At 37.0% G+C, this 18,187-nt stretch carries 17 protein-coding genes; 13 read left to right on the top strand and 4 right to left on the bottom strand.

All coding sequences use genetic code 11. The features are described 5' to 3' along the window. From J2S10_RS22135 to J2S10_RS22125, 3 genes are all read right to left on the bottom strand, one after another. A partial coding sequence (locus J2S10_RS22135) for an Ig-like domain-containing protein (protein WP_307412443.1) occupies positions 1-879 on the bottom strand: 879 nt, incomplete at its 3' end. A 1,131-nt stretch (positions 880-2,010) separates the two neighbouring features. Beyond that, positions 2,011-3,969 (bottom strand): fructose-1,6-bisphosphatase, encoded by a 1,959-nt coding sequence (locus J2S10_RS22130; RefSeq protein ID WP_307412441.1) that lies wholly within the window; start codon positions 3,967-3,969, stop codon positions 2,011-2,013. A 269-nt stretch (positions 3,970-4,238) separates the two neighbouring features. Continuing rightward, on the bottom strand, positions 4,239-4,904 hold the full coding sequence (locus tag J2S10_RS22125; RefSeq protein ID WP_307412440.1) for a recombinase family protein: 666 nt from the start codon (positions 4,902-4,904) through the stop codon (positions 4,239-4,241). Between the two features lie 327 nt (positions 4,905-5,231). Here J2S10_RS22125 and J2S10_RS22120 point away from each other — a divergent pair, with 327 nt between their 5' ends. From J2S10_RS22120 to J2S10_RS22090, 7 genes are all read left to right on the top strand, one after another. Beyond that, positions 5,232-5,831 carry a proline dehydrogenase family protein gene (locus tag J2S10_RS22120; RefSeq protein ID WP_307412438.1) on the top strand — a complete coding sequence of 200 codons (600 nt, stop codon included), beginning with the start codon at positions 5,232-5,234 and terminating at the stop codon, positions 5,829-5,831. A gap of 12 nt (positions 5,832-5,843) precedes the next feature. Beyond that, positions 5,844-7,442, top strand: coding sequence for an APC family permease (locus tag J2S10_RS22115; protein WP_307412436.1), 1,599 nt, complete (start codon positions 5,844-5,846; stop codon positions 7,440-7,442). A 189-nt stretch (positions 7,443-7,631) separates the two neighbouring features. After that, positions 7,632-7,943, top strand: a complete 312-nt coding sequence (locus tag J2S10_RS22110; RefSeq protein ID WP_307412434.1) for an alpha/beta fold hydrolase — start codon at positions 7,632-7,634, stop codon at positions 7,941-7,943. Positions 7,944-8,895: 952 nt separating this feature from the next. After that, a complete protein-coding gene (locus J2S10_RS22105; RefSeq protein WP_307412432.1) occupies positions 8,896-9,240 on the top strand; it encodes an ArsR/SmtB family transcription factor in 345 nt (114 codons plus the stop codon). Between the two features lie 29 nt (positions 9,241-9,269). Next, the gene (locus J2S10_RS22100; protein ID WP_307412430.1) at positions 9,270-9,785 is read left to right on the top strand and encodes an SRPBCC domain-containing protein; all 516 of its coding nucleotides are present in this window, start codon (positions 9,270-9,272) and stop codon (positions 9,783-9,785) included. Between the two features lie 85 nt (positions 9,786-9,870). Next, a complete protein-coding gene (locus tag J2S10_RS22095) occupies positions 9,871-10,251 on the top strand; it encodes a VOC family protein (protein WP_307412428.1) in 381 nt (126 codons plus the stop codon). 277 nt (positions 10,252-10,528) lie between these two features. Continuing rightward, the gene (locus J2S10_RS22090; protein ID WP_307412426.1) at positions 10,529-11,491 is read left to right on the top strand and encodes an NAD(P)H-dependent glycerol-3-phosphate dehydrogenase; all 963 of its coding nucleotides are present in this window, start codon (positions 10,529-10,531) and stop codon (positions 11,489-11,491) included. A 377-nt stretch (positions 11,492-11,868) separates the two neighbouring features. Here J2S10_RS22090 and J2S10_RS22085 read toward each other — a convergent pair whose 3' ends face one another. Further along, the gene (locus tag J2S10_RS22085; RefSeq protein WP_307412424.1) at positions 11,869-12,750 is read right to left on the bottom strand and encodes a LysR family transcriptional regulator; all 882 of its coding nucleotides are present in this window, start codon (positions 12,748-12,750) and stop codon (positions 11,869-11,871) included. 201 nt (positions 12,751-12,951) lie between these two features. Here J2S10_RS22085 and J2S10_RS22080 point away from each other — a divergent pair, with 201 nt between their 5' ends. The 6 genes from J2S10_RS22080 (at position 12,952) to J2S10_RS22060 (ending at position 18,121) form a co-directional block, all read left to right on the top strand. After that, positions 12,952-14,271 carry a purine/pyrimidine permease gene (locus tag J2S10_RS22080; protein WP_307412422.1) on the top strand — a complete coding sequence of 440 codons (1,320 nt, stop codon included), beginning with the start codon at positions 12,952-12,954 and terminating at the stop codon, positions 14,269-14,271. Next, complete coding sequence (locus J2S10_RS22075) at positions 14,261-14,722, top strand: nucleoside deaminase (protein WP_307412419.1); 462 nt, start codon at positions 14,261-14,263, stop codon at positions 14,720-14,722. The genes J2S10_RS22080 and J2S10_RS22075 overlap by 11 nt, the downstream gene beginning before the upstream one ends. 81 nt (positions 14,723-14,803) lie before the next feature. Then, the gene (locus J2S10_RS22070; RefSeq protein WP_307412417.1) at positions 14,804-15,514 is read left to right on the top strand and encodes an ankyrin repeat domain-containing protein; all 711 of its coding nucleotides are present in this window, start codon (positions 14,804-14,806) and stop codon (positions 15,512-15,514) included. Positions 15,515-15,607: 93 nt separating this feature from the next. After that, positions 15,608-16,603: a DUF4822 domain-containing protein gene (locus J2S10_RS22065; protein WP_307412415.1), complete on the top strand. Its 996-nt coding sequence runs from the start codon at positions 15,608-15,610 to the stop codon at positions 16,601-16,603. 291 nt (positions 16,604-16,894) lie between these two features. After that, positions 16,895-17,074, top strand: a complete 180-nt coding sequence (locus J2S10_RS27525; protein WP_370876258.1) for an SRPBCC family protein — start codon at positions 16,895-16,897, stop codon at positions 17,072-17,074. A 543-nt stretch (positions 17,075-17,617) separates the two neighbouring features. After that, entirely contained in the window at positions 17,618-18,121 is a 504-nt protein-coding gene (locus J2S10_RS22060) for a DinB family protein (RefSeq protein ID WP_307412413.1), read from the top strand. The last annotated feature ends 66 nt before the right edge of the window (positions 18,122-18,187 follow it).

The raw sequence follows: 18,187 nt of genomic DNA, 5'->3' as shown, positions 1-18,187 counted from the left end.
CGCCTGACCTGCCACAGCCCCGTCCACCAATACATCAATATTTGCTACTCCGCTCGCATCCAAAAACCAACCCGACACGTTTTTGGTCCCATTCAAAGTTGTACCAGAAACCGGATTGTCAACATACCCTTTGACATTTGCAATCATAACAGTACTTCCAGGCAATGTAGTGACATGGCCGTTCGTTCCAGTTTCCCTGATCGTAACAGTATGTTGTCCATCACTAAATTTGGTTGTGTCGAGAGCAAAATGAAAGCCTGCATTCCCGTTGTTGAATTCAGGAAAAGCTTTTTGAACATCCGTTCTGGCATCTCCATAGGACGCTTGACCTGCCACAGCCCCGTCCACCAATACATCAATATTTGCTACTCCGCTCACATCCAAAAACCAACCCGACACGTTTTTGGTCCCATTCAGGGTTGCACCAGAAACCGGATTGTCCACATACCCTTTAACATTTGCAATCGTAACAGTACTTCCAGGCAATGTAGTGACATGGCCGTTCGTTCCAGTTTCCCTGATCGTAACAGTATGCTGTCCATCACTAAATTTGGTTGTGTCAAGAACATAATGAAAGCCAGCTTTTCCATTGTTGTACTGTGGATAAGCTTTTAGGACATCTAGTCTCGTATCTCCAAAGGACGCCTGACCTGCCACAGCCCCGTCCACCAATACTTCAACCTTGGAAACACCGCTTTCATCTAGAAACCAACCTGTTATCTCACTTTGTCCCTTAACAGTAGAATTATTCGCTGGTGCATCAATAATTCCTATTGGTCCCAAAATTGTTTGTGCTGATGCATATAGTGGAAGTGTTACATACAATAGCATTAGAATTCCTGCCAACAAAATTGAAACAATATTTTTATAAAGTTTCATTTCTTCCTCCTTTCTAGCTGGGCTATTAATCTTCTAATATAGTACTATTTTTCTACAGCACCATTTTCTATAATACAATTATTCCATTAAAAAAAATATATAAAATTACTTAATATATACTAATATTTAAAAGACATAATTTTTAAATTAAAACAAGTGATTTAGTCATCGCTGACTCTACAGCATATGAATTATAAAGAAGATAAAAAGGAGGATTTAATAATGCTATTTGGGCAATAAGTGGAAGGTTTTGTGGGAAAGTAATTGAAGACCAAGTAAATGATGAAAACGGACATCACGTTGGTTATAATGATGATGGAAGGATTTTCTCTGCAAGGACTGGAAAAGTGGTAGGTGAGTTTTATAGAGAAGATAGGGTTGGATTAAGACTTGACTTCCAAATCATATCCTACTAGAGGAGCAAGAGGTTTCAAGAGGATTTGGTAGACGAGGTGATAAGGGAGCTATTGGTCCTGGAGGATGGGAAGATCCGGAATTCTAATAATATAATTTAAAAGTTTTATAAACAATCGTGAGCTTTAGTTTAAGAAGAAACATATATAACCCAAGATTCAGAAAGTCAGTTTTACAATTGATAAACTACAATAATGATTATAAACAATAAAAAACAACCGTTTATGGTAGGGTGATTTTGGGATAAGTTTTGACTGAAGTATACACACAAAAGAGGTGAATTCGTACCTCTTTTTTATTTGCCTCAAAAACGATGGTTTATGATTATCTTGACTTATGTAGCCTAAAAGATACAAAAATAAAGAAGGAATCAGCATGGAACGGCACGTCTGTGAACCAATTCGGGACATGGAAACGGTCAAAGAGATGATGGAGCAGGCTTTACAGTCTTTTTTTATTACATTTTAATACGAAAACTTCTCCGAAAATCTATATACAAAAATCATCCGTTTTTTGTATGATATAAATGAAATGAAACAGGGTCATAAAAATGGAATAAACATCCATGTTATGACCCATTTTTACACGTATCTCGGCTGAACCCCAAGTAAGTTTAACATTGAGATTGTATTTACTTTCCACATTCAGTATTCGCAACTGATTAACTATGATTTGAAAAAGGTCATGGCATTAAGCATTTATGTTTAAATAAAGTCGTTAATCATTAGATTGTAATGATTGGTCTAAACTCATATAGCGATATTCCAACAGACTTTGTAAAACAGATATTTTCTGTAATAATCGCTCTCCCTCATTCGTTTCTAGAACCTTTTTTCTCTCGAGTTCTTCATCCACCAATCTCTTTACTGATAAAACATCTGAGCCTTTTAGTAGAACATCTTTTTTTGAATTAAACTTTTCATGGGCAACAAGTTGCATACCGTAGGAATTATATAATAATGTATATCCAGCAATACCAGTTGTTGATTGATAAGCCTTGGAAAATCCTCCATCAATGACAATCATCATTCCGTTTGCTTTAATTGGATTTTCTCCTTTAATTTCTCTAACGGGTGTATGTCCATTTATAATATGACCTTCATCAGGATTAAGATTAAATTCTGCTAAAATTTTACGGCAGATTTCCTCTTTTTCACGTAAATGGTAGTATGGGTTCTTAATCTCCTCATGGGTTTCTTTGTCCTTAATGAAATATCTTTCAAAGGTCGTCATGGCTCTTTTCCCAAATAATGATGAATATTCTCCTGTCCATAAATACCAGACCATATCTGTTGCGAGATCATCTGTCTCTTCAGGATGTGTAAAAGCATGTCGTAAATAATGTTCAAAAATGTCAAGTAAATCACGACCTGCATAGGTATGATTTTCAATGACCATTTTTTCCATATTTCCTTTTTCATCAATTGGGATGCAGCCATGTATTAATAAGTTCCCATTATATTTCAAATAAAGACTACCTTTCTTCATAAGAAAATTCATATGTCTGGCCAACTTTTCCGAATGCTGGACAAAAAACAATAGTCTGTCCATAACTTGCTCTTCTTCCTCTAATAATTCACCAGGTTGTTCTGGATTAATGGTTGCAAAGCAAGTATTTTCTAGTGGATACGTTTTCCCATTAATGGTTATTTCGTTTTTGTCATAATTAATTTTCTCAAGCAAAAGCCTTTCTGACCTATTAAAATACGGGCGTCTCTTTATGATTGGCATTTCAAGCTTAAACTGAATCATTGCAATCGCCTGATGCATTTTTGTAATTTGCAAAAGTTCTTGATCAGACTTTTTTTTATCCGAATGGCTTTTGGGTCTAAATGCTGGATTGTCCTCATAGTACTTTTCTGCAAGATTAAGAAGTGGTATAAGATTTATTCCATACACATCTTCAATAATACTTAAATTGTCGTATCTGGCACAGATACGAATAATATTAGCCAGACAAACCTTTGATCCAGCAAAGGCACCAATCCATAGAACATCATGATTTCCCCATTGAATATCAACAGAATGATAATTAATGAGAGTATCCATAATTTTATCAGGTTCAGGTCCGCGATCATAAATATCACCCACGACATGAAGATGGTCAACAACCAACCTCTGAGTCGAATAAGCCAGACCTGTAATGAGCTTATCTGCCTGACCAAGAGAAATAATTTGCTGGACAATTTTTGTATAATATTGTTTCTTATTTGTGGATTCATCCGTTTTGTATAGAAGCTCTTCTATAATATAAACAAACTGGTGAGGCAATGCTTTACGTAATTTTGAGCGTGTATATTTAGAAGAGGAATAAGAGATAAGCTTAATCATACGGTCAATGATTTCTGTGTACCATTGGTGTAATTCTTGTTTATTGCCAAACTTATCTCTAATTAATTTTAATTTTTCTTCAGGATAATACACTAATGTCGCAAATTCATTAAGTTCTGTATTAGATAGTTCATCTTGAAAAAGGTCTCTTATTTTCTCTTTTACTCTACCCGAACCATTTCTTAACACATGTTGAAAAGCTTGATACTCCCCGTGTAAATCACTGACAAAATGCTCTGTCCCCTTTGGCAGATTCAGGATGGCTTCCAGATTAATAATCTCAGTTACCACTTTTTCTTCACTATCATATTTATGAGCCAGTAAATCTAAGTATTGTATGTTCAACTTTATAGTATCTCCTTTATAATTTCTTCATTTATTTTTCTCTCGAAGATTCCGCTTAATACTTACATGATAAAAGAAAACTCAATAGGATTTTATAACAGGGGTCACCATATCAAAAAAAGAAAATTGTACGTTTAGACATAATTTAGATACATTTTAATCGGTTACCTGTACGTTAAGGAATTAGTTTGTATTATTTGAGATGTGAACAGCTACTGAGAAGTTAATCACGGAATGAACTACAAAAAAAGAACCAGTTCAAAGCTGGTTTAATTTAGTGTACCTTCATAATCTCTTATTATTTTATAAAAAGTATTTTTTTTCAATTCTAATAGTTCTATAAATTTAACTCCAGTTATTTCTCTATTTTTCCACTTCGGATAAGTTTCTTCTATTATAAATAATTGCTTTGAGCTTAATGTTGAAAGGTTAAATTGAGGACGCCCTAAATGCTTCCCTTGAGATTTCGCTACAGCAATCCCCTCCGCTTGTCTTTGGCGGATTTTTTTACGTTCTTGATCCGCAACATAGGACAGTAAAGATAAAAATTGATCTTCCATCAATCGTCCCATGTCACCCATATCACGAAATTTACGACTATCAAATAACGATTCATTTTCCAAAACAACAATTTCTGCTTGTAACTCTCTTGTTATGTACTTCCATTCCGAAGTTACTTCATCATAATTACGTCCCATACGATCTAAAGCATCCATATAGACAATATCACTTTTACTTAATATTTTTCGTAATAATTGATACTGAGGACGATCAAAATGTCGTCCACTTGCTTTATCGACAAAAATCCTCCGGGCTTCCACTCCTCGTTCCATCATCTTATGTAACTGACGCTGTTCATTTTGATCTTTTGAACTTACTCGTATATATCCATAAATATTTGCCACGTTTGGTATTCTCCTTACATTTGTTACCACTATTATATCATTTTTGTTTGTAAAGATATTAACTAAAAACAAACGTTTATAAAATAATTTAACTTACCTTTATAAACTTGATATTTCAATGTTTCATAGATATCCCCTAATAGTTTATAAAGGTATACCTTTGTAAACAACACAATTACATGATCCAGACTGAGGTGGCATATAGAAATTGACAGTGTGAATATATAAGGCAGAAAGGAACAAAAATAAATAAAACAGTGCCATTTGCATCATTTAAACCATTCTTTCAATATACAGGGTGGCCAATAAATGATGACTGTAAAATATCTAACAATCTAATAACAAGGAGTCAATAAGATGTTGAAGGATTTTTTTATCGCCTTGTCCCAAAACCAACTTCTTAACAGTGTCGCTAAAAAGTATGGTTTAAAGATGGGGGCGCAAAGTGTTGTAGCAGGTACAAATATTGAAGAAGCTATCCAAAGCATTAAAGAGCTAAATAGACATGGAATCTCATGTACTATCGATAACTTAGGGGAATTTGTTTTTGAAAAGGAAGAAGCAATCGAGGCAAGAAACCAGATTCTAAAAGTCATCGAATCCATTCCTGTTGCAACACATGACCACAGAATCATCAATCATGTGAAAGAATTTGTAAAACGAAATCATATTCCAAACGATAAATTTGAGTTCCAAATGCTTTACGGCTTTAGAAAAGACCTTCAATTGAAACTGGCAAGTGAAGGTTACAATTTCTGCACATATGTGCCGTTCGGAAAAGATTGGTATGGTTACTTTATGCGCCGTCTTGCTGAAAGACCACAAAACTTAAACCTTGTGGCAAAACAAGTTTTTAATAAAAAAACCAATACCATGATTGGCTTAGTAGCGGGTACCTATATATTAGGAAGATTATCTACGTTAAACAAGAAAAAACGAAAAAATAAATTATTTTAGGAGAAGGTACTTATGGCAGAGCAAGGAAAATTAAAAAGAAATTTATCTTTATGGGATCTTTTATTTATCGGATTTGGTGCGATATTTGGCTCGGGATGGCTTTTTGCAGCAAGCCGTGTAGGTTCGATGGCGGGGCCGGCCGGCAGTATTTCATGGGTGATTGCTGGTATCGCAGTCCTTTTACTTGGCCTTGTATACTCTGAACTTGGAGGTGCCATCCCACGGGCTGGCGGTATCGTCCGTTATCCGGTTTATTCCCATGGTCCTTTAATGGGATATTTGATGGGATTCGCCTCCTTAATCGCGTATTCCAGCCTCACCGCGATCGAAGTAGAAGCGGCGCGCCAATATGCTTCCTCCTGGTGGCCGGCTTTAGCGCAGCCTGGGACATCAGGCTCACCATCCTTATTAGGCTGGATCGTGCAATTTATTTTGCTGTTGGCATTCTTTTGGCTCAATTACAGAAGTGTCAAAGCGTTTGCTAAATCAAACATTGTCATTACCCTTATAAAATTTGTCGTTCCAACGCTGACTGTTTTGGTTTTACTTTTACATATAAAATCAGCCAATTTTACTATTCATGGATTCTCTCCGTTTGGTGTAACGGGCATCACAACTGCCATTTCAACCGGTGGAGTCATCTTTGCCTATCTTGGGCTCCATCCAATTGTAACAGTGGCAAGTGAAGCGAAAAATCCGCAGCGTACAGTGCCTATAGCCCTGATTCTTTCAGTCGTGTTATCGACCATTGTTTATGTCCTTCTTCAAGTAGCTTTCATTGGAAGCATTCCAACGAATATGCTGGCAGGAGGATGGGCGAAAGTAGGCACCCAATTTTCACTTCCCTTTAAAGATATTGCTGTAGCGCTGGGGTTGGGCTGGTTTACTGTCCTGATTGTTACCGATGCTGTCATATCCCCAAGCGGAGCTGCTAATGTATATATGAATACCACATCCCGCCTTATTTTTGGTTGGACGCAGAGCGGTACCTTTTTCAAGATGTTTGGAAGAATCGATGAGAAATCCGGTATACCACGGCCTGCGCTGTGGCTTGCGTTTTTACTGTCCATTTTCTGGACGCTGCCATTCCCATCGTGGGATGCCATGATTGCAGTCGTTTCAGATGCACTCGTCCTGACCTATGCTTTGGCACCAGTTTCCGCCTATGCTTTACGGCTGAATGCACCGGATTTACCACGTCCATTTTATTTAAAAGGAATGAGCATATTAGGCCCCATTTCCTTTATTATTGCTTCATTTATTGTTTATTGGGGCGGATGGAGCGTTAACTCCTGGCTGCTTGGGTCGCAAATAGTTATGTTTGTTATTTATCTTTTCTTTAAAAATTCTGTCCCTACAAATAAGGTGAGTTTTGCCCAACAAATAAAATCTTCCTGGTGGCTTGTTTTTTATTATGCAGCGATTATCGTGGTCTCCTATCTAGGCTCTTTTGGGGGCATTCGAGTCCTCGATAGTCCTTGGGATCAAATCGCCATAGCCATCATCGCTTTAATTGCATATTACTGGGGAGGAAAGACCGGTCTGCCCAAAGCAGTGTTCGATGAAGATGAAGATGAGGCAGAACGAGCTAAACCTGCTTATACCGGGTGAAGAAAAGGATTATAAATCTAAGTCATTTATGTGAAATATTAAAGTCTTCGGATCCTAAAATAGCTGGAATAAGGACAAAAATCTAAGGTCGCTGTTCGTTTTAATAAAACCATTTTGAGGGAATAAAAACCTTACTTTGATAATTAAACTGGGATTCCTCTGGTGTTTTTTATCCACTTTCGAGGAACAATGGAAAACTGGGATCCCGAGTTTATTGGAGCTCTGGCTAAAGATAGACCTATTATACTTTTCGATAATGCCGGTGTCGGTGAATCCAGTGGCGAAACTCCATCTACTATAGCTGAAATGGCCAAAAATGCAGCGTCCTTTATTAATGCACTTGGATTGCAACAGGTCGATGTACTTGGCCTCTCAATTGGGGTTCGTAGCTCAAGAGGTAGTATTGCAACAGCCGGATTTAATTCGCCGCTTAGTATTGGCGGGTACTGCTCCACAATCAGGCGTTGGTCTCAATTTTCGGCACGATGTATATGTGGCTAGCACAAAGGAAGATACTAATCGCTCCTTCGAGAGATTCTTGTTCCTTTTTTATCCTCCGCCCTCTATAAAAGGAATCTCTAATTTTACGTTATAGCCCGGTACATATGACGGGCTATATTCCATTTATTGGGCGTATAGTAGCAAAAATGTGGAAGCTACCTTTACCCCGAACAAAAAGCCGATGATTCCTTAACGGGGGAATGCCAGCGTAGCTGACACCACCCGTAAAGTGGATGTTAGTAACTGGTAATAATTAAACCGTAGTTCCTAATAAAGGTCCGTTTCTGTCCATGATATTGGAACTTTGTAGCATAGTAACATAATTCCTGTCTTATCAAGCGGACTAAGGAGCTTGGAAGGAAAATAAAGTTCCGATACTCACTGTTTCAGGAACTTTTCAGATTCTTACTTTTGCGGTCAGTGTCAGCTACGCTGGTATCAGGCCCATTCAGAAACTAAGATACATTTAATTAAATAAACAAAAAGCCGGCGATAGCAGACAGTTCCCTGCGGGAGCGTTTTTCTAATGTGAATAAATAATAAAAACAGGGCACCAATAATGGTACCCGGTTCCAGAAGTGAATCAAATTGTGTAAGGGGCATTGACAGTTTCGTTCAAGTCAGTACAATCCTTCACAATCTCAATAGAGTAAACTCTATTGATACATAATGGAAACATCCTTTTAAATGGCTGTCACTTTAGGAGTTATTTTGCATCTATTTTAAGCGTTATTTTGCACTATAAGTAAATATAAAAAAGCCCAATTTCTCAGCATTAAAATTGAGAAATTGGACTTTTTTCGTTACTCCGGAAAAGCGCCCGACTTTAGATTTTTAATATTCCTTGACAGGAATATTCCTAGTCGGGTATAATCAATTCAACAGGACGATAATACTAGTGATGATGTAGATGTGCTTTAACCGGAGACCATCACTTGACGAGGTGAGCAACATGTCAGGGAAGATTCCGGGCGTGAACATGACGACGCTGAGCGCTTTGTCTGAACCAAATCGTATGAATATCGTCGAACTCTTGCGTGACGGTCCCCTGACCGTTGGGGAAATCGCCGACCAGCTGGGATTGAGGCAGCCCCAAACTTCGAAGCATCTAAAAGTGCTAAGCGACAACGGGATTGTGGAAGTGCAGGCCGAAGCTAACCGCCGCATCTACAAGCTCCGGCCCGAGCCCTTCCAAGCGCTGGATTCTTGGATACAGTCCTTCCGGCGCGTGATGCAAGAAAGATTCGACAATCTAGATGATTATTTGAAGGAATTGCAAAACAAGGAAAAATCATAAAATCATTTCATGTTCAAGGAGGAATTACGATGTCAAACAACGCATTGGTATCGAGAGTAGAGAACGATCGGGTATTGGTACTGGAGCGCGTTTTCGATGCGCCACGCGATCTCGTATTCAGGATGTTTAAAGAGCCAGAGCATCTGAAACGCTGGTGGGGGCCGAGGGGCTGGGAGATTCCAGTCTGCACCGTCGATTTCCGTCCGGGAGGCGTTTGGCACTACTGTATGAAGTGTGTCGATCAGAATCAGGGTCAATTTTTTGGTATGGAATCCTGGGGCAAAGGGGTTTATAAGGAGATTATCGAGCCGGAGAAGATCGTCTACACCGATTACTTTTCGGATGCCGAAGGTAATTTGAATGACTCCATGCCGTCGACCGAGATCACATTGGAATTCATCGATTTGGGTGGAAAGACAAAGCTAATAAACCGTGCTGAATATGTTTCCGAAGAGGCCCTTAAGACCGTCATGGACATGGGCATGGTGCAGGGCATCACCGAAACTTGGGACCGTTTGAACGAGCTTGTAGAGTCGCTGAAGTAGAGTTACCGTAACGCTGATTTTAGCGTTAGAAAAGTTTAGAATCATTAAGTTTTGTAATTAATTATATAAAGGAGTGTAAATATCAATGATTAGTAATGTAGGTCAAATCATGTTGTATGTTAATAACCAAGATGAAGCAAAGGAGTTTTGGACAGAAAAAGTAGGGTTTAGTGTAATTTCAGAGGAAGACAATGGTCAAGGTATGAGATGGATTGAAATTGCTCCAACTAAAGAAGCTGAAACAAGCATTATTCTCCATAATAAGGAACTTATTGCGAAAATGTCGCCCGAATTAAATCTTGGTACACCTTCTTTAATGTTCTTCTCAAAAAATTTCGATAATTTATATAGTGACTTATCAAACAAAAACGTTACAGTCGGAGAAATTGTAAATATGCCTTCAGGTAGAGTATTTAATTTTGCAGATAGTGAAAATAATTACTTTGCAGTAATGGAAAAAAAGTGAATTTATCTTCAATAAACGAGTGCGATGCTTGAATAAAGGCATCGCCTTTTTGCTTGTTTGAGTTACGAAACAGATTGTGAAGATTTACACTTAAAGTAATGGGGGCTTATCTTCAATAATATTTTCCATAATCGGGCGCAATTCCAGAATAAGAAATGCGCTCTTTCTTTATGTAAAGGGCCATTTTCTTGAATAACTTATTTCACAAATAATGGTAGTTTGAAATAATTGTTGTTAAACTAAAGCATAATTGATTAGAAAAGGGGAAGGTGAAAAAATGAATATTTCAGTTTTAGGATGTGGCCGTTGGGGAACATTTTTAGCTTGGTATGCTAATAAAGTTGGACATAATGTAATTCTATGGGGAAGAGAAAACTCAAAAAATTACATTGGATTAAAAGAAACCAGAAAAAATGATTATCTTTCATTACCAGAGGATCTAGAATTAAGTAATTCATTAGAAAAATCAGTTTCATTTGCTGAAATTATAATCATTTCTATTAGTGCTCAAGAATTACGTTCATTTGCAAATCAATTAAAATCATTAAATGGAATACAAGGTAAAACATTCATTTTATGCATGAAAGGATTAGAAGCTACGAGTGGAAAAAGACTTTCTCAAGTATTTGGTGAAGAAGTTGGAAAAAATATAAACTTAGCAGTATGGGTAGGGCCAGGGCATGTACAAGATTTTGTAAAGCATATACCTAATTGTATGGTTATAGGTTCTGAAAATATTGAAATAACGAAAAAGATTGTTCAAGAGCTTAATAGTGATTTAATTAGGTTTTACTATGGTCAAGACCTAATTGGAAATGAACTTGGAGCTGCTACAAAAAATGTGATGGGTATAGCAGCAGGAATGTTAGATGGATTAAATTATAGAAGTTTAAAAGGATCACTTATGGCAAGGGGGACAAGAGAAATTTCTCGTCTTGTTAGAGCAATGGGAGGAAATGATATAACAATATATGGATTAAGTCATCTAGGAGATTATGAAGCAACATTATTCTCGGTACATAGCCATAATAGAAAATTTGGACAAGCATTTGTTGAAGGAGAGAGGTTTGGGAAATTAGCAGAAGGTGTTGCAACAGTTAAGGCATTAAGAGATTTATCCATACAGTATGACATTGAACTTCCAATTTGTAATGCTATATATGAGATAATATTTGAGAATAAAAACGCAAAAGAAACACTTGAAGATTTATTTTTAAGACCTGTAAAATTTGAGTTTTAATGAAAATACATCAGATATTAAGTCAAATAACCGGTGCTCTCACAGAATAAAAATAGATTTTTTTAATAAAATAGAGCATTGAGATGAATTGATTATTTAGAAATAATCGATATTCAACAAACAGGGCGCTTTTCTAGAGTAACGAAAAAAGTCCAATTTCTCAATTTAATACTGAGAAATTGGGCTTTTTAGTATTATATTTTCCTTACCGTTGTAAATCAGCATTTTCCTGACGCTACCCCTTTTGGAATAAATAAACGTATTTCAGTAGATGATCAAATAAATGACGAAATTACTCAAAGAGTGAGCAATTTAAAATAATTGAAATAATTAGGGGCAGTCATGACTGTCCCTAATTTATTTTTTTAAAACCTGACTTAATCATTCTTGTGTTCTGTTAAAAGGTTAACAAAGTTTTGCGCGGTTTTTGATAGATAATGATTCTTCAGTCCAATTAACCCAGTAGATGCAGTTAGCTCTGTATCTTTAATTTTGTAAGCTTGGATATTGTAGTTTTTGTATTGTTTAATTACAGTTTCTGGAACAATAGCTGTTCCAAAATCAGATACGACTAAATCTAATAAAAGGGAGATATCAGAGCACTCGGCAACAATGTTCGGATGAAGTTGAGCCTTTGAAAATGCTTCTAAAATCATATAATGAACTCCCAATCCTTCTGTACTTGGTAAAATCAGAGGGTGGTTTTGAATGTCAACAAGCGTAACTTCACAATTAAACGGTTTCTTTTTAGTTGAAGCAATAAAGTAAAAAGGTTCTGTATGAAGGTGGATCACTTTGAAATCCTGTAACTCGAGCGGTAATCGGATAATCGCCAGCTCTACAATCCGGTCTCTCACTAATTGGCAAAGTTGAGCTGAATCATTTTGATGAATTTTATAGGTTACCTTAGGATATTTTGCGCGGAACCCGTGAAGTAATTCACGTAATCCTACTACCGAAAACGTATTGATCCCTAACGCAAGCCTTCCGCTTACCCCGATTCCGACTTCTTTTACTTCCATTTTCGCTTCTTCCATTAACTGAGTCATTTGTAAGGCATACTTATATAAAGCTTTTCCAGCTTCCGTAACCTCTAAAAATTTTCCATTTCTTTCTACTAATTTCGTTCCGAGCTCGTCTTCCATTGTTTTCAGGTGCTGGCTTAGTGGAGGCTGAGAAATATGAAGTCGTACAGCGGCAGCAGAAATTTTTCTTTCTTCTACAATGGTTATAAAATATCGCAATTGTCTTATATCCATAAATAAAAAACCTCCTCATTATATGAAAAACTTAAGAAAAATTAATTTTTTTTATATTTTTCATATGCTTCATTCTAAGATATCATAATGAAACAAGGATGCTTATGTCAAACAAAGAGTAGTTAGAACATCGAAACAGAAAATGCCTTTCTTATTTGGCAAGTGCATAAAAATATACATTATTGATTAGGGTGAAACAATTTGAAGCAACAACGTACTTACGGCAGTTTAAGCATCTTTCAATGGTTCTTTTTCCTCTTGGCCACTTCTGTTGCATTACCGATTGTCATCGGAGGGGTATTTCATTTATCGATGAAAGAAATATCCGAATTAATGCAACGAACCTTTTTTGTTGTGGGGATTAGCTCATTTATGCAGGGATGGTTCGGACATCACTATCCGATCGCTGACGGGCCTGCAGGTTCATGGGTCAGTGTATTTGTCATTTTAGCAGGCGTAGCCACTCATCAAGGGGAAAGTACAAAAGAAACATTACAACTTTTAGAAGGGGGGATGATGGTTGCAGGACTTTTACTGTTCATTCTCGGCGCAACAGGCCTCGTTAATCGGCTGCTGTTTTTGTTCACTCCTTTAGTTACGGGTTCTTTCCTTTTGATCCTGGCTCTTCAACTTAGCGGTATTTTTTTAGAAGGAATGCTCGGAATACAAGCCCAGTCCGGCGTAGATTATGGAATCACAGCAATTTCATTCGGCGTATTTGTGCTAGTTATTGTGTTATCTATAAAAGGAAAGGGATGGATGAAAAGCTACTCCGTGCTGTTGGGGATTTTATTAGGATGGTTACTCTATGTCCTGTCAGGGAAAACCTCCAATACGATTTCTACACATACTTCTTTCATCAAATTACCAGATATTTTTGCCTGGGGGCCCCCTCATTTAAATAGCGGAATGGTTGTAACCTCTATCGTGTTTACATTTATTTTAGTCTCTAATACAATAGCAGCTGTTACAGCTGTCAAACAAGTGGTTCCTGAAACTGGAAAAGACGAAAAACAAACGATTAACCGCGGCAGCTGGGCAGGCGGAATTACACATGTGTTATCTGCCTTATTTTCTACGATTGGAATTGTGCCATTGCCGGTATCAGCGGGGTTTATTCGATTAACCGGGCAAAAACAAATCATGCCTTTCCTAATAGCAAGTTTAGCTTTAGCAGGCATAGCCTTTGTCCCGGAGATCGTCAACTTCCTGGCTATGCTTCCTGGTCCTATTGCCTGTGCCGCCAGTTTAGCATCCTTTGTGCAAATGATCGGGATCTCCTTTCAATCTCTATTGAAAGACAAATTAGACGAGCGTCGGTTAACGATTTTAGGAATCACGTTGCTCATCGGAATGGGGTTAATGTTTCTTCCTAAAGGAATATTTCAGGGGATGCCGACCATTTTTCAATATATTTTTAGCAATGGTCTCATCGTCGGTACGATCATTGTTATTGTGCTGGAACAACTATGGAAAACCAAAAAACATAATTCCAAGGGAGTATCTTTAAATGAGTCATAACGAATTCATGCAACTGGCAATCGATTTAGCTTATGATAATACGAAAAACAAAAAGGGGAAACCATTTGGTGCAGTGATCGTCAAAAATGGAGAGATTGTTGCAAAGGGAGTAAACGATGTACTCGAAACACACGATCCAACGGCGCATGCTGAACTCCTGGCTATTCGTGAGGCTTGCCGCACGCTAGGCACATCTGACCTTTCCGACTGTGAAATATACGCAAGCGGGGGACCTTGCCCAATGTGTTTAAGCGCCATTTACTGGGCAAATTTGAAGCATGTGTATTATGCCTATACTGCTGATGAGGAAGAAGAATTTGGGTTAGGAACGAAATACGTTTATAAACAAATTGGACTTCCAAAAGAACAGCGAGACATTCAATTGATAAAGCTGGACAAACATTCTCAAAACAAGGATCCTTTTAAGCTTTGGAAAGAAATGAAGGAATAAAAGAAAAAGCCCGGGATACAAATTTCGCTACCCATGAAACAAGAGCAACCATGACAATAAAATTAAAATAGGGCGGATTTTATGCGGAAGTGGATGATGGCATTTGTCGCATGTATTCTTTTGCTTCAAGTTTGTGTCTCAACTAACAGTATAGAACCGAAAAAACAAGAAAAGGAGAGAAAAACCGTGAGCGCACGATTGAATGAACAGCTGCTTGAAGCGTCAGAGCGTGGGGAGACGAACAAGACAAGCAAACTCATTAAGGAAGGGGCGAATATTAACGCACAGGACGCAAAAGGACGGACCCCGACTATGATTGCAACCTATAATAAGGATGTCGATACGGTAAACGTGCTCATCAAAGCGGGGGCAGATGTGAATATCCGGGATGATATGAAAAATAATCCGTTCCTGTATGCCGGTGCAGAAGGCTATCTAGATATTTTAAAGCTTACAATTGAAGCAGGGGCCGACCCGACGATTACAAACCGTTATGGAGGAACTGCGTTAATCCCGGCATCAGAACATGGCTATGTCGATGTCGTCAAAGAACTTCTCACCCATACAGATATTGATGTGAATCATGTCAATAATATCGGTTGGACCGCTTTATTAGAAGCGATTATTTTGAATAATGGAGATAAAGAACAGGAGCAAACGGTGCAATTGCTGATAGATCATGGGGCGGATGTGACCATTCCAGACAAAAATAATGTGACTCCTTTACAACACGCCAGTGAAAAAGGCTTTAAAGAGATTATAAAGATCTTGTTAAAAGCAGGAGCTAAATAACAAGAAAGGATAAGAGATTATCAGCGAAATCATATTATTTTTTTACATTAAATAATGATTGTAATTAAAATTTTTGAATTAGGGGATGAAAAAATGATTAAGAAAGCAAAAATATTATCACCTTTACTCGGTTTGGCAATAGCATTAGCAGCGTGTAGCACAAGTACGCAAGTTAACGCAAGTGAACAAAAGAACGAAACAAAAACAGAACAAACGAAAGTAAATAAAGTCCAAGATTCAAATAAAAAAAAGCAATCCGAAAATAAACTGACTAAAAGTCAGGAAATGGCTAACATTCTTAGTGGCACAAATTGGCAAGGTACAAGAGTATATGACAAAAATAATCATGACCTAACAAAAGAGAATGCAAATTTCATTGGTCTTGCGAAATATGATGCGAAATCAGGAAGATATGAATTTTTTGATGCTAAAACGGGTAAAAGTCGTGGCGATAAAGGAACTTTCTTTATCACCAATGATGGAAAGAAGAGAATATTAATTTCAGAATCAATGAATTACCAAGCTGTTGTTGACATAACAAAACTAAATAAAGATGTTTTTACTTATAAAAGAATGGGAAAAGATGCTAATGGCAACGACGTAGAGGTATTCGTTGAACATGTTCCATATAAAGAAAAAGAGCATTCTTTTACTGACCCGGACAAGCAGTTGGACACTACTACAGGAGATATTGTTAAAAACGTTGATGGAGATAAAATTTTAGGTGGCACCCTTTGGCACGGAACAAAGGTATTAGATGAAAACGCCAATGATGTAACAAAATATAATTCAAATTTTATAAGTCTGGCAAAATTTGATGATAAGACGAATAAATATGAGTTTTTCAATGCTGAAACAGGAGAAAGCCGCGGTGATTATGGCTACTTCGATGTTGTACACGGAAATAAAATAAGAGCCCATGTTTCAATTGGAGATAAAAAGTATGGTGCCGCACTTGAACTTACCGAACTTAATAATAATAAATTTACCTATAAAAGAACTGGTAAAGACAAAGATGGCAAAGACATAACTGTATTCGTTGAATATGAACCTTATAAAGGTGATTTTAAACCAAAATTTAGTTTTTAAAAAACGTCAAATAAGATTGACATGTCGTCAAGGGAATGGTGAAATCCATTCCCCTTTTTGTGCGACGGCCAATCGCATCCTTACTGGTGCCATCAGTATTTATTGGTATCAGAAAGCCATTCAAACAAATTCACTCTCAACAAATAAGCCATTCATAGAAATTCCAATCTAACAGCTTTCCGTACTTCATTTGTTATACTTATTTAAAAATGTTAAAAGTATCAATAATATGTACTTTTTCTTAATCAGACCTCGAACTTCGTCTTTATTTGTTTAATATTGTTATTGCTAATGCGTTCGATAGCAATAGAGGACGAGCCGGAAAACTATCAGAATGTTACATATTTCTTGATACAAGAAGGGGGAACGACAAGGCTAACAATTACACAAGATAATCTTAAGGCAAAGGAAGACAAACAACGTTGCGAACAAAACTGGGGATATGTCATGGATTATCTCAAATACTTTTAGAGAAAAATAAGTAACAGGGACACAGAAAAAATTCCTTCAACAAGGGATGTCGTTTTTCAAGGGCGCCATTCTAGAATAAGATAGTGTCCTATTTTGAATCGGGGCCATATTGTAGAACAACTCCTTTTTTGAAGTAACGAAAAAATTTGTTGGAAAAGGAATTAATAGCAATACTATTAAAAACCAATCCTAACATGATAAAATATATATAAATACCTTTGGAGGTGACTCAAATGAAATGGGAAGATGTATGCCAAGCGTTCCCAGGACAATGGGTGTTGATCGATCTTCCATTAAAGGGCGCTTTTCTGTAATAAGGAAAGTGTCTTTCTTTATGTAAAGGGCCAGATTGTTGGAGAGAGGAATGTGATGTAATTATTCTATAATGTTAGATATTGTTTTTAATAGCTAATTAAAGAAGGAATTTATATAAATAAAACAGAATAAATTTATAGATGAATTCCTTTGAAAAATTTGTAAATCACTATTTTTTTATCTATTAATTGACAATACGGAGAACAGTGAAAAAGGAGGGAACTTAAAATGATGAATTCTGTATTAGAAATGCACGACTACCACGTATGGGCAAATGGAATTATACTGAATCGTTTAAAGGAACTTCCGCAAGACATTTACCATAAGGAAATTCAGAGTGGTTTTTCTTCGGTATCAAAGGTGTTGTCTCACATTTACCTCACAGATCTAGCTTGGTTTGACATTATCTCAGGTAATAGCATGAGAGATGCAATGGCACACGCAGATCAATTAAGAGAACAGATGGAAACAAAAAATATTGAGGAAATAGAAATAAGCTTTTTTGAATTATCTAAACGATACAAAGAACTTCTAAATAGCCATGGAGATTTTGAAAAGGTGTTTGAGGTTGAAAACCCATATGCTGGAGTGCTTGAAACGACTGTTTCTGAAACGGTACTACACGTTGTCACACACGGATCATATCATCGTGGCAATATAGCAACTATGTTGCGGCAAATGGGTCATACCTCTGTTATGCAAGATTATGGACTTTTTCTATACTCAAAATGAAATAATTTTAAAAAATGGGAATCCGCTTCCAAAAAAATGATGATTTTACTGAAAGAAAAGGAGGGC

The sequence above is a fragment of the Neobacillus ginsengisoli genome (assembly GCF_030813055.1).
The sequence above is the reverse complement of the archived record's forward strand: the minus strand, read 5'-3'. Positions and strand labels throughout refer to the sequence as shown.